Consider the following 20,632-nt stretch of genomic DNA (forward strand, 5'->3'; position numbering starts at 1 on the left):
AGGTCATATCAGTAAAGTTCCAGTCAAGGTTGCAGAAAGATATAAGTAGTACTTCACATTGGGTAGACAGGTATATTTATGTTTTCAAAAGATTGCGATGAGGGAACAGTAGCAGAAACAATTTGTCCTTTCTCGAAAAGAAACAAAGCCGTTGGCTGTAGGCACCCCATCAAATAGAAGGAGTGCTTGCTTAATTGACCTTTCTTTCCTCCTCCTTCAAAGACGAAGTTTCTTTCAGGTTTAATTAACCATATTCCTCTCGACCGAATGATGTCATCATTCCAGTCTCTTTCCACGCAACTAATAGCTAATCGACCTGCCAAAGGGTCTATAAATGAGTAAAACAAAGATAATAAGTGAGCTGCCCCGTATCCAGGAGCTCTTAGTATGTAATATAATGATCGAGCCTGTTCTTTGAAAATATCAACGGGACAAAAAGTTAGGTCTGATTTTTGACTAGAAGAATGTTCCCTCACCATCTTATAGACAATGTAGAAAGGTATTATGAGGAGTCGAAAGATGTAATAAACTATTTTGACAATTACCTCTACGGGGATGGCAATCATTTGCAAAACAGAATGAGCCAACCTCATCTCCCCCTCTCTAACAAAATAGTACCCGCAAGCTATGCCAGACCCTTCTTTGTCTAATGTTGATGCGTCTATGTAAGTAGAAAAGACTGGGAAATAATGGAGTTCCTTATTGATAGTGTACGCCCTAACATGGGGTAGATGGATCCATTGCCTGCTAGAAAATGGGTTAATTGAGGTGTTTGTGAAAATGTCTCGCTTATGAATAATTTTTGCAAAAATCAGCATAGCTGAAGTTATGCAATAGAAGGGCAAAGCTACGGCAACGATTAGGATGGGATTGGAAAAAGAAAAAGTTGTAGCTGAGATGAGATTGGAGAGTGAAAGAGAAAAAAATATAGCTACAAAAATTGTTAATGAAACTACGCAGAATATCCTAAATGAATAATCTGCTTTATAAGAGTGTCTTTCTCTTGAAGGAAGGGCAGCTATTCTTGGATGTTTTAGGAACGACTGAAACCCGTTGTTCCAGGACTCTCTGTCAGGGAATCTTTCTGGAGTCATGGGAGTATTGTTGGCTGGAATCCTAACGCTCATGATAAAAACAGAAAAGAATCAGGTAATTAAAAAATAGTTGGGTGAGCTATCATACCTTGGTATTTGATTAACAACAAGATGATTAGAGCAAAAGTTAAGTAGTTTATTGAAATGAGTAATAAGCCCCTGAAACAAACGGTATTTTTATTGATAGCTTTTCTTTTTGGATTTTGTTCAGGGTTAAGTGGTATTCCACAAGTTTTTCTTTTTGCAGATATCGTTTCGAGTCTGTTCATGAGCGTCCTTAAACTTGTCGGAATTCCTCTTGTCTTTCTATCGATTGTCTCCACCCTTTCTAGCTTTAAACGTTTGGACGCTGTTCTGTTCTTGGGAAGAAAAGTTTTAATGTACACTCTTTTGACGACCTTAGTAGCTGCTGCCGTAGGACTGGGTTTATACCTTTTACTCATTCATCCTATGAGGCATGTCCTTGCTGAAAATGCGTATTCAGGAAGTGACGTCGGCCTTACGTCCAGATATCTAACTTTTTTTTCTGACGCATTCCCTAGCAATTTTATTAAACCTTTTCTCGAAGGAAATATTGTTTCTGTTTTTATTTTAGCGGCTCTAGTAGGGATCTCCTCTCTGTTTGTCTCGGACTTTGAAAGAGAATTTTTGCATAAATTATCTACTACTTTGTTTTCCATTCTTCTGAAGATAGCCAAAGGATCTGTTTCTTTTCTTCCTGTTGTTATTGCAGCCTTTTCTGTTTTGTTGGCGAGAGACTTATCTTCAGAAAAAACGGTGAAAGGTCTTGTGTGTTATTTGATTTGTGTTCTCTCTGCTAATTTGATACAAGGGCTGATAGTTCTTCCTTTATTCCTGAAAATTCATCAGGTTTCTCCAATCAAAACGATTAGAGGGATGTTTCCTGCTTTGGTAACAGCATTTTTTTCAAAATCTTCTTCCGCAACTTTGCCTCTGACTATGGAGCTTTCTGAAGAAAATCTAAAGATTCGACCAGAAATTTCTAGATTTTCATTTCCGCTGTGCTCTGTGATCAATATGAACGGATGTGCGGCATTTATTCTTATAACAGTTCTGTATGTCTGTCGGGAAAACGGCATATTTATCTCTCTTCCAGAGATGTTTTTATGGGTGGGAATATCATCCCTAGCTGCTATTGGAAACGCAGGTGTGCCTATGGGGTGCTATTTTTTAAGTTCAGCTCTCCTAAGTTCTATGGGAGTTCCTCTTCATCTTCTGGGATCTATTTTACCCTTCTATGCTTTTTTGGATATGGTAGAGACTTCATTAAACGTTTGGTCAGATTGCTGTATTACAGCAATGGTTGATAAATTTTTTTCTCATCACAGATTGAATTGACTTTTTAGGTAATAGGTACTCTGATGAGTAATTCACGTCGTTTTAGTTCCAGATTTGGATTTATTGTTTCCATGATGGGAATAGCTATTGGAGCAGGGAATATATGGAGATTTCCCAGAGTAGTGGCTCAAAATCATGGTGGAGCTTTTTTAATAGCTTGGATAATATTTCTTTTCGTTTGGTCTATTCCACTAATTATCACAGAGCTGTCTTTGGGAAAACTAGTAAGGTCTTCACCTTTTCGAGCTTTTCCTATTCTCCTTGGAAAACGGTTTGTTTGGACAGGAGCTTTTATAACAGTTGTGACTACTTGTATAGCAGCTTATTACTCTGTAGTAGTTGGATGGGGGTTTTCTTATTTCGTTTATTCTATATTTGGATGCTTGCATAAAGGGGCTGATTTTTCCATCTTATGGGAAAGTTATCAAGATAGTTATTGGCCTCTTTTGGCACATCTGTTTGCCATAGGTATGGCATTTCATATAGTAAAGAAGGGAATTGTTAATGGAATAGAGCGTTGTAATAAAGTTTTAATTCCGGTGTTTTTTGTTTGCCTGCTATTTTTTTTGATCCAGGTTTTGTTTTTACCCAAGGCCGTCATTGGAATAAAAGAGTTGTTTTTTACCGATTTTCGGCAGCTTTTTCATTACAAGGTTTGGGTAGAGGCTTTAAGTCAAAATGCATGGGATACGGGCGCTGGATGGGGGCTTTTGTTTGTTTATGCTGGGTTTGCTAAGCAAAAGGAAGCTGTTGTGTCCAACGGTGTAACAACTGCTGTATTAAACAATGTTGTTTCGTTACTTATGGCCATAATCATTTTTTCTGCAGCCTCTAGCTTAAGTAATCAAGGACTAAGTGAACTTGTTACAGGCAAAGGAAGTTCTAGTTTGGGGTTAACGTTCATTTGTCTCCCATTTTTGTTTACCTGTTTACCAGGCCCTATTTGGTTATCGACCATATTTTCTGCTATCTTTTTTCTAGCTTTTTCCATAGCAGCTCTATCTTCTATGATTTCTATGCTGTTCCTCCTATCAAATTCTTTTGAGGATCTGGGGGTTTCTAAAAAAAAATCCGTGACTATTGCTTCATTTGTGATTTTTATTTTGGGAGTTCCATCAGCTATAAGCACGTCGTTTTTCCTCAACCAAGATTATGTGTGGGGCGTTGCTTTGATTATTAATGGATTGTTTATTGTAGCTGCTGCTTACAAGTATGGTTTCAGAAGATTAATAGAGACCTCTATTAACTCTGCCCCTAAGGATATTCGAGTGGGTCGTAAATTCACATGCTTAGTGAAATATGTATCTCCCCTACTTGGGGCTTCTTTGTTATTTTGGTATTTAGGAGAAAGTTTATTTATAAAAGAGTCCTGGTGGAATCCATTTTGTTTAGGAAGCTTTTCTAATATCCTTTTTCAATGGAGCGTTCCTTTAGTGATTTTTCTTTTTCTAACCCTTACATTTTTGAGAAAATTCAATAAAAATTAAGAGTAGACAATAAAGTTTTTTTCTAATAACCTGTCCCCACTTAAATCGATTATTTCTCTGTGTGAACTCTAGAATCATAGGTTTGTTATGACACATACAGCTCCCAATCCTTATGTCTCTGGTCCTTTGCCGGGAGCCCCTGCTCCTTGGGGTCATCATGATCCGTACCAGTACGGAAGTGTGACTTCAGCGCAATATAACGCTTTGTGCGCCGAAATAGCCAATATTAAGTCGTCTTTGGATGACTGCTGTAAAGGGTCTCATGACTCGAAGAGAAGTTTGGATATTATTCGGGATGAATTGGTTGGTGTTAAGAGTATGGCTTTAGAGTTGTTCGAGGAAGCCAGGGATCGTCGTTCGTCTTCTCAAGAAAGTGGAGCGGGGCCCGATGCTTTGCAGGCTACTGTTTACCAAAATAAACCCACCTGTTGTGAGAGCTTGTCTGCATTATTGCTTACAATTATTGCTCTTGTTTCTATCACTGTGTTGGCGTGTTGCTTAGTGGCCGCTTGTGGAGGGTTTCCCTTGTTAATGACCATTTTAAATGCGTGCTCTTTAGGGGCTATAGTTGCATTGCCTATTTTGGCTAGTGTTTCTTCGACGGTTGCTACGTTAAGTATTTTAGCCACGTATATGATTCTAAACGCTCATTCTTATCGTGTTGAGCTTAGTAGAATGGTTCAAGGAGGAGGCTCTGGTAGTGGAGCTGGGCTCCATCTATAGTAACGGTTTTGGGTAGCGGACAGATTATGACATCAGCAACGGGAAATGTAGGTCAGAGCGGGAAAAAGAGCGGTCTTTTCTTAGAGGAGGATGTTGGAGGAGAGGGCTCTTCTGGAGGGATTGTGAGTCTTCCTGTGGAGGCTCTTAACAAGATGTTGAGTGCGGCTAGGCCTGGAGGGACAGGAACGTCGGGAGGTTTTTTTCTTCCTTCCGGAGCGCAAATGACGTCTGGTCTTCCGCTTTGGACCATTCCCTCTCCTGCTGCCGCTGCTTCCCCTGAGGCGCTTATTCAAGAGATTTCTTTGATTCGGTCGCAGTTGGCTCAGCAATCTGCTGAGCTTAGAGCTGTCAAGGAAGATACTTTTTCAATACGAAAAAATTGCCGTTTCTCTAGGCCCCTTCCACCCTCCTCTTCATGTGGCCCTGTATTTTTAGCTGCCCTTCTGCTAGCTATCACGCTAGTTGCCGTGGCAGCGATAGCTCTTTGTGTATTAGGGTTGGTAGGAATTCTTCCCCAAGTTACCTGTTTAATGCAGGGGCAAGCTAATCTTGTTTGGACTATTGTAAGCGCTTCTATAGCGGCTATTATTTGCACAATTAGTGTAATTAGTATCAGTCTTTATGCTTCCAAACAGGTTCGGTATAATTCTATTGGGACGAGTTAATTAAAAACTTTTTTTAAATTCAAATAAAAGTTGTGATTTTATGCTTTTAAACATAAAATAGCTGTGTTTCTTTTTTGGTAGGTGTCAGAGATGCAGAAAGCCGTTCGCCTACTGCTGAACTTAGATTTCGGTGGAGAATTTAGGACTGGGCTGTTTCTTTGTCTGGGTCTTGTTTGGGGAATTGGCTGCTACGGAACCCTCACTCTTTCTGAGGGGCTATTCCTAGAAAATGTTGGCGCGAGCAGGTTGCCTACTATTTATTTTTTCTCTTCCGTGTTTTTGTGTGTTTGTTCAGCGTTTTTTCTTTACAACATAACAAAGAAAAGGCTGTCGTCAACCATGCTCTTTGTTATTTCTGTTGCAGGAATGGCCATCTCTAACATGGTAATGTTAGGTTTTTTCTCGTTTGGTTCTCCTAGTAAACTACGTACGGCATTTTTCGTTTATCGTACTTTGTCTTGGAGCTTAACTGTCTTATCATACACAACTTTTTGGGGATTTACAGACCAATTTTTTGATATCCAGGATGGCAAAAAATATTTTTGTATTTTCAATGCGGTTATCTTTTTAGGAGATGCCTTAGGTAGTGGTAGTATCCCTTGGTTTATTAATTATTTAGGAGTTTCTGGGGTTCTCTTGGGATTTATTACCTGTCTACTTCTTGTTTTCCCTCTAGTGATGTATATATCGAGATCTCTCAATGAGCTTTCCGATGATCACCACCACTACTTGGAAACAGAGTACTTCCCGAATTTCTGGCAGTCTATAAAAATTTGTTTTAAGGACAAGTTCACCTTTTACCTCTTAGCTTTTTACTTCCTTATGCAGCTCCTGGCTGTGACTACTGAATTCAACTATATGAAAACCTTCTCTAAGGTGTTTTCTTCTTCAAATTCAGAGTATGAGTTGGTTTCTTTTCTGGGGACTTGCTCATTATGGATATCTTTAGGGAACATGATTTTTGCCCTGTTTGCATACAGCAGAATTGTTAGAAAAATTGGCGTTAGTAACATTGTTATGATTGCTCCATTGTGTTTTCTAAAATTCTTTGTTTTACTTTTGTTTAAGGATTCATTGGGTATAGCCGTTCTTGGAATGATTGCTAGGGAAGGGGTTACCTATGCACTGGATGATAATAATCTGCAATTGCTGATCTATGGTGTCCCTAATAGAGTGAGGAATCAGCTAAGAATAGCTATAGAATCTTTTCTAGAGCCTGTAGGAATGCTATTTTGCTCGTTTCTATGTTTTTTGCTAAACGCCCAAATTAGATTCAGTTTGTTAATAGCCTTAATTGCTACTATCGTAGGATTTGTCTTGCGTTCAGAGTATTCCAAAGCTATTTTTGTTAATCTTTCTTCGCACGTTGTTTTTTGGGGGAAAACCTTAAAAGGGTGGTTAAAACTAATGGCTCCCAAAGAGAAACGTTACATAGAACGTCTTTTTCTTACCAATTTGAAGCATTCAAATGAGAGAAATCGAATGTTTGCCTTCCAAAACATTCTTGGTATGGGGAATAGGAATCTTCTTCCAAGACTTCTAGAAAATATGAACAAGTTTAGTCTACCGAATAAAATCAAAGCATTGGAGATGCTAAAGAGTTCTGTATGGGCCAAGGATCCTTTGACGATAGGGTTTCTTAGAAGGTGGAATAATGCAATTCCTCACCCAGCAATAAAGGAAGTAATTCATTTATACTTTGCTGATCAGTCTTTTCTTTCTCCCCAGTCCGTACTACAAGATCTGAAAGAAGACAATTGTCCATACAGGTTGTTAGCTGCAATCCTTACAGTAAGGAAGTACTATCTCGAAGGCGAATATAGGATATTAGCTGATGCTTTATTAGAAAATTTGCTAAGGTCTTCGGATGAAAATTCTTTGCTGTTAGGACTGACAGTTTTAGAATTTGAAAGAAATCCTAATAACCTGAAAGTAATTTTTAAATACGCAGAACAATCCTCTCCAGAAATTAGATTAAAAGTCTGCAGGGCTATTAGATCATCTATTCGCCCACATCAGAAAGAGTATTTCAAAATTTTAATGAAAATGCTCAAAGAGCCTATGCATCTTGAAGGTACTATCGACATCATGCATGCACTAGGAATCATTTTAGATTCCTCCACAGTGAGAGAATTTTTATTAACAGCTACTAACTTAAAAGCTAAGGCAAGACGATCTGCTGAGCAGATTATCGCGAACCTTTCCGAGGACACTACGGAAAAGTTATTGGAAATATTTACTGATAACACGATGCATAATCGCACAAGAGTGCTCTGCGCTCGGATTTTAAGCAAGGTTTCTCCTGGTTCTTTGAAGGAGAATGCTTATCATATAGTGAAGACGAAGGTGCAGAAAGCGTGTTTTTACGCCTATCATAAAGAGATAATACGACAGACTTACCCAAAATATGATCTTTCCTTGCTTCATCATACACTTCAGTCTAACTACGACTCAGAGGTGAATTTTATCTTGGAAATACTAGGATTTATCGGAGGTGCTGATAAATCTGATATTTTGACCCGAGCCCTTACGGGAAAAAATAAAAAGACCAGGGCTCAAGCTTTAGAATCTTTAGAAAAATGTTGTGATAGCGGGTTATTCTCTCTAATAGAGCCTTTTACCATTCCTGATGGGGATAGACTTTTAGGTAAGAAATTTTTGAAAATGGGAGGTACTCCCCTCTCATTGAAAGAGCTTCTTCAACACATGGAATCGTCTCCGTCTAGGTTAAATAAACTCACTGCTAGGCAGCTCAAGAAAGAATTGTCGGTTATTGATCCTTCGTATAATCCATCGACATGGCAGCAAACGGAAACTTCCGAGGATGCTATAGTTATAAAAGAAAGTTTTTTCCCCATTTGAGTAGGTTAGTATGACTACATATTCTATGAATCTTATCGACAAAGCTTTCCTATTAAAGAAAACCTCCTTTTTTGGTTCTCTCGATATGGATGTCTTATTGGCTATCGCAGATAGAACTGATAATCTCATATTTAAACCTAAATCAGATATTTTTGAAATAGGCCAGCCAGGGTACAGTCTGTATATTATAGCAGAAGGAATTGTGGTGATTAAGGGAGCAGCTAAGGAAATTATTGATGAACTTAAACCCGAAGAGTGCTTTGGAGAAGAAAGCTTATTTAATAATAAATTTAGGGAGTATTCTGCATCGGCAAAAACCTCTGTGCGAGTGTTAGCTCTTAGCAAGGGTCAATTTTTCAGTGTATTAGAAGAATGCCCTTCAGTAGCGCTCTCAATTTTAGAGATATATTCAAAACAGTTCTCTTTTAGGAGCAGAGGATAAAAAAAAGCTTCAAAATCCTTTGAAGCTTTTACTTGTCAATTAATTTCGATATAAGAAATGGGGAGTTATGATTGTTTAGACTGAATGAATTCAATGACATCCCTGACGGTGCGAAGACCTTCAGCTTCTTCCTCAGAAATTTCGAAATTAAATTTTTCTTCGAAAGTCATAATTAATTCTGTTAAATCAAGACTATCCGCGTTCAAATCTTCAATGAAAGATTTATCAAGGGTCACTTCTTCTTTGCTTACTCCGAGCTGTTCTACAACAATGTCTATGATTTCTTCTTGTAAACTCATTTATAATTCCTTTTCGATTAATTATAATTTCACTCTGCGAAAACCTTCCCTAGGTTCCCCTATATTATGAAGTTATTCCTCCGTCAACAGTTATGACTTGTGATGTCACATAGGAAGACCAAGGTGAAGCTAAAAATAACGCAGCTCCAGCTATATCTTCTACGTTGCCCAAACGGGCTAGAGGAGTCATTTTTATCCAAGAAGCTTTCAGTTCTTCTTTTAATGAAGCAGTCATGTCCGTTTGTATATATCCTGGAGCGATACAATTCACTCGGATATTTCTAGAACCTACTTCCTTAGCTAAGGCTTTAGAAAATCCGATAATTCCAGCTTTAGAGGCTGCATAGTTCGTTTGACCAGGGTTTCCTGTTTTGCCTACGATAGAAGTAATATTTATAATTGAACCTGACCGAGCTTTCATCATATGACGGATTGCTGCCGAGCAAGTATAAAAAACTGAAAATAGATTCGTTTGTATAACAGCTTCCCAGTCTTCATTGCTCATTTTCATAAGCAGGTTATCTCTGGTAATTCCTGCATTGTTGACTAAAATGTCTAGGGCTTCGTAATTTCTTAAGAAGCAGGACATAGCGTCTTGAATCTGTGCTGAAGAAGTCACATCCACTTTGGAATATGAAACGCTACCAACTCCCCCTAAAGCAGATAGTTCCTCAACAGCTTTTTGGCATCCGTTTTCATTGGTTCCCCAAATTTCTACTGTCGCTCCATATTCGATAAAAGCTTTAGCTATGCCAAATCCTATGCCACGACTCCCGCCAGTAACTATGGCTCGCTTCCCTTCGAGAAAATTTTTCATAAGCGCCCTTCATTATTTCATATTCGATAAAAACTTCTCTACGCTTTTTACACAACCTATGCTTTGAGTAGGGTGTGTAACGCCAATTAAACTATTTATTCCAGCCAAAACCTTTCCACAACCTACTTCTAAAAACAAATCGCATTTATCGTCCATGGACAAACATCCTTGATACCAGCGAGTTGGGGAAGTTATTTGTCGAAGCAGTTGGGAACGAAAAACTTCCATAGATTCGCAAAAATCCCCAGAGTAGTTAGAAATCACTTTGATAGGAGTTTCTTGAAGATTTAGCTCCTCAAGATGAGGCACAAGGCCCTCCTCCGCTGAACGCATAAGCGGAGAATGAAAGGCTCCAAAAACATTCAATGGGATAACTTTTCTTGCTCCAATTGACTTGAAAACTGTTATAGACTCGTCAATTTTTTCTTTAACGCCAGATATCACAATCTGAGACGGTGCATTGTAATTGGCTACCCAAACATCTCCGATGCTTGCAGTAGTTTGTTCAACGACTTCCGGAGACAAGCCGATAACAGCAGCCATACCTCCACCGGTTTGCAAACAAGCATCGTTCATCAATTGGCCTCTGATCTTTATGAGAGGCAGAATTTTTTCGAAAGAAGCAGCTCCGGAGGCTGTGAGGGCCGTATACTCACCTAAACTAAGACCGGCCGTACAACAAACATTGATATTGGTAAGCGACTTAATCACAGCTAGGGTAGCTATACCGTGAACGTAGATAGCTAGCTGACTATTGACAGTCTCTAGTAGTGTTTCTTTGGGGCCAGAGAACATTAGAGATGAGAGTTTGAAACCTAAAATGTCATCAGCTTTTTCAAACACCTCAGCAGCAACTGGATAAGAGTTTTTAAGATCTTCTCCCATGCCTACATATTGAGAACCCTGTCCTGAAAACAGTAATGCAACTCCCTTATTCATCCTGCGCTATCCCTGCACTTTATTTAAAACAACAGCACCCCAAGAAAGTCCCCCTCCGAAAGCTACCAAAAGAAGATTATCTTGAGCATTTACAGAGTGTTTAGAAAGCAATTCATCCAAAGCTATTCCAACCGAAGAGGCTGCTGTGTTACCATACTTGCCTACAGTTTTGAAGACTTTTTCTTCATCAATTCCAAATCGCTTGGCTATGGCATCAATAATTCGTTCGTTGGCTTGATGGGGAACCAGCCAATCTAAATCGTCTTCTCGAAGGCCTGCTTTTTCTATGCACTCCTTAGCAGCAGACTCCATACGTCGTACAGCGTGTCTGAAAACTTCTTTTCCCTCCATGGTTATGTAATGAAGATCTTTCTCAAGAGTCTCCTTTGATGCGGGTAGTTTACTTCCCCCTGCAGGAAGACTAAGAAGATCCGCCATGCTTCCGTCAGCGCCTAGGCATACGTTAGAGATGCTTAAAGAGCCGGGTTGTTCTTTCCCGATGATTGCTGCGGAAGCTCCATCTCCAAATAAAACACATGTGTTTCTATCTCTGTAATTAACGAAAGAAGACAATTTGTCGGCTGCTATCAATAATACGTTGCTGTACAAGCCTGATTCAACATAAGCCTTAGCCACAGAGATCCCATACAAGTAGCCCGTACATGCAGCCAGGCAATCAAATGCCGGAATATCTTTCATATTCAAATAATCTTGAGCCAAAGCTGCACAAGCAGGAAAGATATAATCTGGAGCTGATGTTGAAAAAATGATGCAGTCAATGTTTTCTTTCGCAATCCCTGCTTTTCTTATAGCTTGTTCAGCAGCCCGTGCCCCCATTGAGGACGTGCTTTCATTTTTTTCTGCTATTCTTCTTTCTCTCATTCCTGTTCGAGAAATAATCCACTCATCAGAGGTGTCCACTATTTTTTCTAAATCTGCGTTAGATAATACCCTCTTGGGAAGGTAGGAACCTGTTGCTAATATTGCTGCCCTTATCTTTTTCACAAAAAACCATCTAAATAGAAAAAATAGGAGTATACTAATAGAGGAGTTTATACTCTAACCTTTATTTCAATCTCGACGAACTCTACAAGATTTGTTAACCTGTGAGTAGCTCCTGTTTGTATGTGTAAAATAAAATTATGATTAAGTACCCAGAGTATTTGTTTAGGTTGATCTCTGCTTTAAAAAGATTGCCCGGAGTTGGTTACAAAACCGCAGAGAAGCTTGCTTTCGAAATGTTATTGTGGCCAGAAAGTAAGTTGCAAGAGATATCGTCTGCTATTCATGATGTTTCTGAGAGCGTGTCTTTTTGCTCTGAGTGCTTTTGTCTAAAGGAGGCTTCGGAAGATTGTTCTTTCTGCACAGATTCAGACAGGGAATCTGAAAAGCTTTGCGTGGTAGCATCTTGTAAAGATGTTTTTTTGTTAGAAAAGGCAAAAGTTTTTCGTGGTAACTATCATGTTTTGGGATCTTTGCTCTCGCCTATTACAGGGAAAAAACCTGAGCTTATTCGGGTGCAGATGCTAAAAGAAAGAATACAGAAAAAAAACTATAAGGAAGTTATTATCTCTTTTGATGCCACCTTAGAGGGGGATACTACAGCCATGTTTATAAAAGAAGAACTTATGGAATGTGGTGTGGTTATATCCAGGTTAGCCCTGGGAATTCCTATGGGGTTATCATTTGATTACGTGGACTCCGGGACTCTGGCCAGAGCCTTCTCCGGAAGGAATTCATATTAATCTTGCGCTAAAAGCTTTTGTTTTTCTAAGATCTCGCATTTGGCTGGGTTGCTACCCTTCTATTTGGCCCAGCCGGGTGTGAGCGCGTCTATTGTCTGGCAGCAGGTCTTAGGTTTGTTGTTCTGGGGGTTTGCGCCACTTGAAAGTCGCATTGAGTGATTGCTCTATAGGTGTCCCATACATGAAAGATAAGCGTAATTTTTTACTCCTGTTAGTTTTGCTTCAATCTTCCATAACAATGTCTGCAGGGCAGATTGTTGGGGATAATCGTTCGGTGGTTGATAAGGTCGAGATTGTTGTCGAAGGTAAGCGAAGTAAGTCTAGGTGTAAAACTCCTGACATTAAGGTTAAGGAGGGGTCGTTATTTTCTCAGACAGAGTTTGATAAAGACTTAAGAGACTTATCTAAGGATTATGATCGAGTTGATCCTCAGGTTTCTTTTTCGGAGGGAAAGGCCTATGTCAAGGTTGTTCTTGTGGAAAAGCCTGTAATTCGCAAGATAGAGATCATTGGAAATAAAGAGTTTTCTGACTACAAGATCTTGCGCACACTGCAAATTTCTCAGGACGCCCAGTTCGAAAGGGAGAAGTTTCTTAAGTCTTTTGAGATTTTAAGAACGTCCTATCTTAAAAGAGGATTTTTTGAGTCGGACCTCTCGTACGAGCTAGATCACGATGAGAGTCAGGGTGTCATCGACATTAAAATTAATATTAAAGAAGGTGTTTGCGGTAGGATTAAAAAGCTTAAACTTTGTGGTCTGACGAGGTCGGAAAGAAATGATGTCCAGGAATTCATGGTCACCAAGGCTTATAGCCCGTGCTTCAGCTGGTTTACTGGAGCCGGGTTATACCATCCGGAAATGATAGAGCAAGATGCTTTCGGAGTTACGAACTATCTTCAGAACTTGGGTTATGCTGATGCTAGGGTTGATGTGCAGCAAGAGACTGATAGCAAAGGAAATATAATACTTTGTTTTGACGTGCAAAAAGGACCCAAATATAGACTAGGGCATGTTCATGTAGAAGGATTTGCTTGTCTGCCTAAAAAAGCAGTAGAGAAGCAAATGTTGATAGGATCTGGAGATTTGTTTTGCTCAGAAAAGATTTGGACGACTTCCCAAAAAATTAGGGACTTGTATGCGAAATACGGTTACATTAATGCCAATGTAGAAGTTTCTTTCAGTTTACATCCCTCTCTCCCCGTCTACGATGTTTGTTATTCTGTTGTGGAAGGAGAACCTTACAAAGTTGGGTTGATTAAAATCACGGGAAATACAAGAACCAAGCAGGATGTTATTTTGCACGAAAGCTGTCTGTTTCCTGGCGATAGATTTAACAAATCGAATTTAGAGGAAACAGAACAGCGGTTAAGGAATACGGGATATTTTAATAGCGTTAGTGTTTACACGGTTCGATCTCAATTAGATCCCCTAAACGTTTCAGAACAGTATCGAGATATTTATGTAGAAGTTTCTGAGACGTCTACTGGAAACTTGGGATTGTTTTTGGGTTTTAGCTCTTTGGACAATTTGTTTGGGGGGATAGAGCTCTCTGAAAGTAATTTTTATCTTTTAGGTGTTCGCAACTTTCTTAGTGAAGGTTTCCGTTGTTTGCGAGGTGGTGGTGAATATCTTTTCCTAAAGGCAAACTTTGGGGAAAAGGTTACCGACTATACTCTGAAGTGGACAAAGCCTCATTTTCTTAATACTCCTTGGATACTCGGAGTAGAGTTAGATAAGTCCATTAATAAGGCCCTGTCCAAAGATTATGAAGTAGAGACGTACGGCGGAAATGTTAGTACGACATATATCATCACCAAAAATCTTCGTTACGGTTTGTATTATCGGGGTAGTCAAACGAGTTTAGAACGTAAAAATAGACAAGACCAGGTAGGTCCGGATCCCTCGACAAACAAAGGGTTTGTTTCTGCTGCAGGAACTAATTTGATTTATGACTCTGTCACTCCCCCAAGGAATCCTAAGAATGGAATTCGAGCGAATATAAATTTTGAGGTCTCTGGCTTAGGAGGGACTTACCATTTCACGAAGTTGAAACTTTCTGGATCGGTTTATAGGCAGCTAACAAGAAAGGGGGTTTTAAAACTTCGGGGAGAAGCTCAATTTATTAAGCCATTCAGTGATACCACGATTGATGGAGTTCCTATAAGTGAAAGATTTTTCTTAGGAGGAGAGACCACTGTTAGGGGTTATAAATCCTTCATCATTGGGCCTAAGTATTCGGAAAATGAACCTAAGGGAGGACTTACCTCCTTACTTCTCTCGGAAGAGTTTCAGTATCCTTTAGTCACACAGCCGAATGTGAGCGCGTTTGTGTTTATGGACTCTGGTTTTGTTGGTTTAAAAGAGTATAAGATAGATCTTAGAGACTTGAGAGGAAGTGCCGGATTTGGTTTGCGGTTTGATGTAATGAATAATGTTCCGGTTATGATGGGCTTTGGATGGCCTTTCCGACCAACGGAGATATTTGATGGAAAAAAAATCAATGTTACCCAGAGGTTCTTTTTTGCTTTGGGAGGAATGTTCTAAATCAGGTTCTATTGGGTTTGCTGCCTAAAATTGGCTTTTAACAAATTTCTAGATTTTTAGGATTGTATGAGAAAGATATTACCTATCACCCTTCTTATTAGTCTCCTTGGAATTTCGTCTTATGGCAATGATTGCAAGATAGGCTACGTTAGCTTAAAAAAATGTATTGAAGAGTCTGAGCTGGGCAAAAAAGAAACAGCAGAGCTGGAGACGTTAAAGAAGCAGTTTGCATCTAATGCTGAACAGATGGAAAAGGAGCTGTCATCTCTTTACGAAAAGCTTCAAGACGAAGATTACATGGAAAGTCTTTCTTCTTCAGCGACTGAAGAGTTGCAGAAGAAGTTTGAAGAGCTTTCTCAAGAGTATAATGTCTATCAAAATCAGTCTTATCAGCTGCTTAATCAGCACAATTATAGAAGAGTGCAGAAATTGATACAGGAAGTTAAAGTAGCTTCAGAAAAGGTCCGTAAAGAAAAAAGATTACAAGTGATCTTTAATGAAGAAGCTATTTTAGCTACGTCTGAGAGCTATGATGTTACTGATGAGGTAATAAAAGCTTTGGATTCCACAATAGCTTCACACAAATAATTTAACCCTAGTTAGTTTTAAGGATAAAAAATGAAGTCTTGCTACACCTTGAAAGAGTTGGCTGAGATTTGTGGACTGCAGTTACAAGGAGATCCAAAGGTTGTGATCTCTGGTGTAGAAGAGATAGAAAAGGCCCAGGGCCATCAGATTGCGTTTATTGAGAATGAGAGGTATCGGCGTTTCTTAGGCAAAACTCAGGCTGGAGCTATTATCATTTCTCCTCAAGAAGCTTCCAAATCAGTAGGGATGTCCAAAAACTTTCTAATTAGCTCTACCCCCTCCCTCTCTTTTCAGCAAGTCATCGAATTGTTCATTTCTGAAGCTGATAATGGTTTTTCAGGCGTTTCTTCTGAAGCCACTCTTCATGAGACAGTTACTGTGGGAAAGAATGTAACTATAGAACCTCAAGCCGTCCTTAGCAAAGGAGTGGTCATTGGAGATAATTGTTTTATTGGGGCAGGAAGTTTTATTGGCGCTGAAACTGTTTTAGGAAACAATTGTAACATACATCCTCGAGCAGTTATTAGAGAGCGGGTTACTATAGGTAATAATGTGCTCATTCAATCCGGAGCTGTGATAGGTTCTTGTGGTTTTGGGTATAGCCTAGATAAATCTGGGAATCATGTTCATTTGAAACACCTGGGGCGGGTGGTTCTTGAAGATAATGTAGAAGTTGGTGCAAACACCACTATTGATAGAGGGCGATTTAAAGAGACTATCATCAAGCAGGGGACAAAGATTGATAATCTTGTCCAGATAGCCCATCAAGTTGAAGTGGGAAAGCACTCTATTATTGTGTCATTGTCTGGTATTGCTGGCTCGACAAAAATTGGAAATAGAGTTGTTATCGGCGGACAATCTGGTATTGCTGGACATATTTCTATTTGTGACAACGTTATGCTGATGGCGCAAACAGGGGTTTCCAAAACTATATCTTCCCCCGGTGTTTACGGAGGAGCTCCGGCAAGACCTTACGAGGAAATTCATCGAATTATAGCGAAAACCCGCAATCTTCCAAAGATGGATGCCAGGATTTGTCTTCTCGAGCAACAGCTAGAGGATATAAAGCAAAAAGTGCATTTTTTCAATCCTACCGAGTAATCGAAATGTTTTTTTAATTCTCGTATTTAAGAATCGTATTCGTTTTTGAGGGATTCATTTTCGTAAATCATTATAGATGGTAAACTTGAGCCTGCTTTTGATAGTCCTCTAGTTTTCTTTATCAAGAGTTGTAAGCTTATTAGAGTCTCTTCTGTGAGTGACTTGGCTGCTTCGTTTAGTTTGTTAGTCTACTCATTAATATATTTCCCTCCCCCCCCCTATGAAACAAGGTGTTTCTAAACCTAATTCTTCTTTTCAATGTGATAAAAACTATAGTCAAACTCTTGGATTAGTTTCTGGAGTAGCGTTAACAATGCTCGGGATAGTAGGTATCCTATCCACTTGGTAAAAGAAGCTGGGCCTCTCCCTTCTTTGAGAGCGGGAGCATAGTCAGTCGGAAATCTAAATATTGTTTAAAATTATCTTTAATTGCAGAAATATCAAAAATTTTATCCGACAAGGATAAGTTCTAGGGCTATTGTTTCTTTTTTGTCTCTCTCAAAACAGTCTTTTGGCACCGTTAAAAAAAAACTTACAATTCTTCTTAGTGAATTAAACTTGTCTTTTGTCTTTCCGCTTTTTATACTCAGCACTGTTGTTTAAGAGGTTTTTTCTAACGAATGGACAAAACTTGTAGTTTATCAGATATGCCTGCACTCAATGTTTCTTCTCAAGATTCTACAGTAGAAACGGTTCGAAGTGTTTTAGAGAGTTTTGGAGTGCCTGCTTGCTTGGATATGCTCAAAGATATGATGAGAATCAGAGAGTTTGAGACAAGAGGAGAGGCTGCTTATTTGGAAGGATTGGTTGGAGGTTTTTATCATTCCTACAGTGGTGAAGAAGCTATAGCGACGGCAGCTGTTGCCGCGGGTGGAAAAAACCACTACTTCTTCGCTTCGTATCGTTGTCATGCTGTAGCTCTTCTTTTGGGAGTATCTATTCCTTCCATGGCAGCAGAGCTTCTCGGAAGATCTACGGGTTGTGCTTTAGGGAGAGGCGGTTCCATGCATATGTGTGGTCCGAACTTTCCAGGAGGATTTGGCATTGTTGGAGGACATGTTCCTTTAGCTATGGGAGGGGCTTTTACTAGCAAGTATCTTGATCAAGGAAAAGCTTCTCTGTGTTTTATTGGAGACGGAGCTGTAGCTCAGGGAACAGTTCACGAAACTTTAAATTTTGCCTCTTTACACGATCTGCCATTGATGCTTGTTATTGAAAACAATGGCTGGGGTATGGGGACGGCCCTAAAAAAGGCCATTTCTTTGTGCCCCATTGGTGAGAGCTTGTCCTTTCCCTATAAAATAAAATCGGTCACGGTCAATGGATTTGACTTATTTAATTGTTTATTGGGATTCAAGGCTGCTTTTGATTTTCTCCAAAAAGAGAAAAAGCCTTTAGTGGTTGAATGTCTGTGTTCTCGTTTTCGTGGGCATTCTATTTCTGATCCTAATTTGTATCGTTCAAAAAGTGATATGCAAGAAATCTTGAAAAAGGATCCTATCTTGCATGCCAAGGAACTTTTTGTTAAGGCTGGAGTTTTGTCAGAACAAGAGTTTGAAAAGATGCGTAAAGAGTGCAGAGAAGAAGTAGTAGCAGCGTTTCAATCGGCCAAAGAGGCTCCATACCCTTCCCCTGCTCAATTAGAGGAGGGTGTTTATGCATAGAGAAGGCAAGATTTTGACCATCCGTGATGCGATAAGAGAAGCCATTGACGAAGAAATGGAAAGAGATCAGGGTGTTTTCGTTATAGGCGAAGAAGTTGGAGAATACAATGGCGCTTATAAGGTGACCAAGGGGCTTCTGGATAAGTGGGGGCCCAAGCGTATCATAGATACTCCTATTAGTGAAGCTGCGTTCTCAGGGCTAGCTGTCGGAGCTGCTATGACTGGTTTGAGACCTGTCGTGGAGTTCATGAGTTGGAATTTTTCATTTGTAGCCGCGGATCAAATTATTTCTCATGCAGCAAAAATGCACTACATGACCGGAGGTCTTTTTTCCGTCCCTGTAGTTTTTAGAGGGCCAAATGGGGCTGCAGCACAAGTTTCTTGTCAACATTCCCATTGTGTAGAAGCCCTATATGCTAACTTGCCAGGGTTGATTGTTGTTGCTCCTTCAAGTCCCTTTGATGCCAAAGGGCTGCTGAAATCTTCCATACGGAATAATAATCCTGTCCTTTTTTTAGAAAATGAACTCATGTACCACGTCGAAGGTGAAGTTCCTTCAGAAGAATATTTAGTGCCCATTGGTCAAGCCAAGATCATCCAAGAAGGTTCGGATTTGACTATTATAACTTACAGTAGAATGGTGTCCATTGTGAGGGAAGCTGCCGATCAATTGAAGAAAGAAAAGGGTTTATCTATAGAAATAATAGATTTGCGCACTATAAAGCCTTTAGATGTCTCTACAGTACTGTCATCGATTAAGAAGACAAATAAGTGTCTTGTGGTGGAAGAGGGGCATTACTTTGCTGGAATAGGAGCAGAAGTGAGTGCTACAATCATGGAGTTTGGGTTTGATTACCTTGATGCTCCTGTATTGAGGGTGTGTCAAAGAGAAACGCCTATGCCTTACTCATCAGCTTTAGAAGCTGAAACATTACCGAATGTTTCGAGAGTTAAGGATGCCGTTAACAAAATTTTAGGGTAAAAGCTCATGCTGACGTTGTTGAATATGCCGAAACTCTCCCCTACTATGGAGAGGGGAACTATTGTGAAATGGCATAAGAAGAAAGGAGAAGCTGTCAAAGCTGGAGAGGTTCTTTTAGAGATAGCTACGGACAAGGCCGTATTAGAGCATACGGCCATAGATGATGGTTTCGTCAGGGCCCTTCTTGTTAATGAAAAAGATAAGGTTACTGTCGGTTCCCCTATTTTGGTTCTTTCCTCTGATCCTGAAGAGCCATGTGATTTAGAACAGCTTTTGCCCAAGAAGCCAATCAGTGATAGCTCACAGAATCCAGCTAGTAATGAAGTTGTTGCTGATGCGTCCTCCTCAGTTGGCATTCAACAATCTTCCATCACTACGTCTTTTATGACCTTTGCTCCGGAACCAGCTTTAACAATCCCTTTCAGTATTCCGAAAGAGGGTAAAATTTTAGCTTCGCCTTTGGCTCGTTCTATAGCTGAGAAAAAAAATTTAGATTTATCTAAGGTTAGAGGTAGTGGCCCTGGAGGAAGGATTTTAAAGAAAGATTTGGAAAGTGCTCCGCAGAGGGGGCCTCTCGGTTTGTCCTTGTCTATGGAAAAGCCCGTTTATCCAGGTTCTTATGAGGTCGAGGATCTCTCTCCAATGCGAGAAGCTATCTCTCAAAGATTACAAGCTTCGAAAAATTCGATTCCTCATTTCTATGTTAGACAGAAGATTAATGCTTCTGCTCTAATGATATTGAGAAAGCAATTATCAGATGAGGGATTAAAATTTTCCTTTAATGATTTTATTTTAAAGGCTTGCGCTATGACGTTAAGGGAGTTCCCTAACGTCAATACCGGTTTTGATAGTGTAAACAACCAAATTATTAAGTTTTCCACTATAGATATTTCTGTAGCTGTCTCTATAGATAGTGGGTTAATTACTCCCATAGTGAGATGTGCCGATAAGAAAGATTTATCAATTGTATCTTCTGAGGTAAAGAGTCTAGCTAGAAAAGCCAAAGCAGGTAAATTGCAAGATCATGAATATAAGGGTGGGTCCTTTACCCTTTCGAATTTGGGCATGGTAGGCATCACGGAATTTACGGCTATCATAAATCCCCCTCAGGCGGCTATCCTTGCCGTCGGCGGCATGGAACAAGAGGCTATGATAGTTAATGATCAAGTTGTTCCCGGAAATGTTTGTCATTTGACTCTATCCGTTGACCACAGAGTAATAGATGGTATGGAAGCAGCGCTTTTCATGAAACGATTGCAACATTTTCTGGAATGCCCAGCGCTACTCCTTTTGGCATAAACAACTTTTGCCAGGCCGTGT

General features: G+C 39.7%; 18 protein-coding genes. 13 read left to right on the forward strand and 5 right to left on the reverse strand.

Going from position 1 to position 20,632, the window contains the following annotated elements; all coding sequences use genetic code 11:
- Positions 1-53 precede the first annotated feature (53 nt).
- Entirely contained in the window at positions 54-1,127 is a 1,074-nt protein-coding gene (locus KJA62_RS02055) for a hypothetical protein (protein WP_213318377.1), read from the reverse strand.
- A 111-nt stretch (positions 1,128-1,238) separates the two neighbouring features.
- Here KJA62_RS02055 and KJA62_RS02060 point away from each other — a divergent pair, with 111 nt between their 5' ends.
- The 6 genes from KJA62_RS02060 (at position 1,239) to KJA62_RS02085 (ending at position 8,632) form a co-directional block, all read left to right on the forward strand.
- Positions 1,239-2,453: a dicarboxylate/amino acid:cation symporter gene (locus KJA62_RS02060; protein ID WP_213318378.1), complete on the forward strand. Its 1,215-nt coding sequence runs from the start codon at positions 1,239-1,241 to the stop codon at positions 2,451-2,453.
- A 20-nt stretch (positions 2,454-2,473) separates the two neighbouring features.
- Complete coding sequence (locus tag KJA62_RS02065) at positions 2,474-3,940, forward strand: sodium-dependent transporter (protein ID WP_213318941.1); 1,467 nt, start codon at positions 2,474-2,476, stop codon at positions 3,938-3,940.
- Positions 3,941-4,027: 87 nt separating this feature from the next.
- The gene (incB, locus tag KJA62_RS02070) at positions 4,028-4,663 is read left to right on the forward strand and encodes an inclusion membrane protein IncB (RefSeq protein ID WP_213318379.1); all 636 of its coding nucleotides are present in this window, start codon (positions 4,028-4,030) and stop codon (positions 4,661-4,663) included.
- Positions 4,664-4,689: 26 nt separating this feature from the next.
- The gene (locus KJA62_RS02075; protein ID WP_213318380.1) at positions 4,690-5,328 is read left to right on the forward strand and encodes a hypothetical protein; all 639 of its coding nucleotides are present in this window, start codon (positions 4,690-4,692) and stop codon (positions 5,326-5,328) included.
- Positions 5,329-5,418: 90 nt separating this feature from the next.
- Positions 5,419-8,190: a hypothetical protein gene (locus tag KJA62_RS02080; RefSeq protein ID WP_213318381.1), complete on the forward strand. Its 2,772-nt coding sequence runs from the start codon at positions 5,419-5,421 to the stop codon at positions 8,188-8,190.
- A 25-nt stretch (positions 8,191-8,215) separates the two neighbouring features.
- Complete coding sequence (locus KJA62_RS02085) at positions 8,216-8,632, forward strand: cyclic nucleotide-binding domain-containing protein (RefSeq protein WP_213318942.1); 417 nt, start codon at positions 8,216-8,218, stop codon at positions 8,630-8,632.
- 65 nt (positions 8,633-8,697) lie between these two features.
- Here the strand turns inward: KJA62_RS02085 and acpP are convergent, their stop codons facing one another.
- The 4 genes from acpP to KJA62_RS02105 form a co-directional block, all read right to left on the reverse strand.
- A complete protein-coding gene (gene acpP, locus KJA62_RS02090) occupies positions 8,698-8,931 on the reverse strand; it encodes an acyl carrier protein (RefSeq protein WP_213318382.1) in 234 nt (77 codons plus the stop codon).
- Between the two features lie 64 nt (positions 8,932-8,995).
- Complete coding sequence (gene fabG, locus KJA62_RS02095) at positions 8,996-9,748, reverse strand: 3-oxoacyl-ACP reductase FabG (RefSeq protein WP_213318383.1); 753 nt, start codon at positions 9,746-9,748, stop codon at positions 8,996-8,998.
- A 12-nt stretch (positions 9,749-9,760) separates the two neighbouring features.
- A complete protein-coding gene (gene fabD, locus KJA62_RS02100; RefSeq protein ID WP_213318384.1) occupies positions 9,761-10,687 on the reverse strand; it encodes an ACP S-malonyltransferase in 927 nt (308 codons plus the stop codon).
- A gap of 6 nt (positions 10,688-10,693) precedes the next feature.
- Entirely contained in the window at positions 10,694-11,692 is a 999-nt protein-coding gene (locus tag KJA62_RS02105; RefSeq protein WP_213318385.1) for a beta-ketoacyl-ACP synthase III, read from the reverse strand.
- 137 nt (positions 11,693-11,829) lie between these two features.
- Here KJA62_RS02105 and recR point away from each other — a divergent pair, with 137 nt between their 5' ends.
- The 7 genes from recR to KJA62_RS02140 all read left to right on the forward strand — a co-directional run bounded on the left by recR (position 11,830) and on the right by KJA62_RS02140 (position 20,611).
- Positions 11,830-12,432 (forward strand): recombination mediator RecR, encoded by a 603-nt coding sequence (gene recR / locus KJA62_RS02110; protein WP_213318386.1) that lies wholly within the window; start codon positions 11,830-11,832, stop codon positions 12,430-12,432.
- A gap of 181 nt (positions 12,433-12,613) precedes the next feature.
- Entirely contained in the window at positions 12,614-14,977 is a 2,364-nt protein-coding gene (gene bamA, locus KJA62_RS02115) for an outer membrane protein assembly factor BamA (RefSeq protein WP_213318387.1), read from the forward strand.
- 66 nt (positions 14,978-15,043) lie between these two features.
- The gene (locus KJA62_RS02120) at positions 15,044-15,565 is read left to right on the forward strand and encodes an OmpH/Skp family outer membrane protein (protein ID WP_213318388.1); all 522 of its coding nucleotides are present in this window, start codon (positions 15,044-15,046) and stop codon (positions 15,563-15,565) included.
- 30 nt (positions 15,566-15,595) lie between these two features.
- Positions 15,596-16,666, forward strand: coding sequence for a UDP-3-O-(3-hydroxymyristoyl)glucosamine N-acyltransferase (gene lpxD, locus KJA62_RS02125; protein ID WP_213318389.1), 1,071 nt, complete (start codon positions 15,596-15,598; stop codon positions 16,664-16,666).
- Positions 16,667-17,286: 620 nt separating this feature from the next.
- Positions 17,287-18,330 (forward strand): thiamine pyrophosphate-dependent enzyme, encoded by a 1,044-nt coding sequence (locus KJA62_RS02130; RefSeq protein ID WP_425513829.1) that lies wholly within the window; start codon positions 17,287-17,289, stop codon positions 18,328-18,330.
- Complete coding sequence (locus KJA62_RS02135) at positions 18,323-19,312, forward strand: pyruvate dehydrogenase complex E1 component subunit beta (RefSeq protein WP_213318390.1); 990 nt, start codon at positions 18,323-18,325, stop codon at positions 19,310-19,312. Before KJA62_RS02130 ends, KJA62_RS02135 begins: the two co-directional genes overlap by 8 nt.
- Positions 19,313-19,318: 6 nt before the next feature.
- Positions 19,319-20,611, forward strand: a complete 1,293-nt coding sequence (locus tag KJA62_RS02140; protein ID WP_213318391.1) for a pyruvate dehydrogenase complex dihydrolipoamide acetyltransferase — start codon at positions 19,319-19,321, stop codon at positions 20,609-20,611.
- The last annotated feature ends 21 nt before the right edge of the window (positions 20,612-20,632 follow it).

The sequence above is a fragment of the Chlamydiifrater volucris genome (assembly GCF_902806995.1).
GTDB classification, from domain to species: domain Bacteria; phylum Chlamydiota; class Chlamydiia; order Chlamydiales; family Chlamydiaceae; genus Chlamydiifrater; species Chlamydiifrater volucris.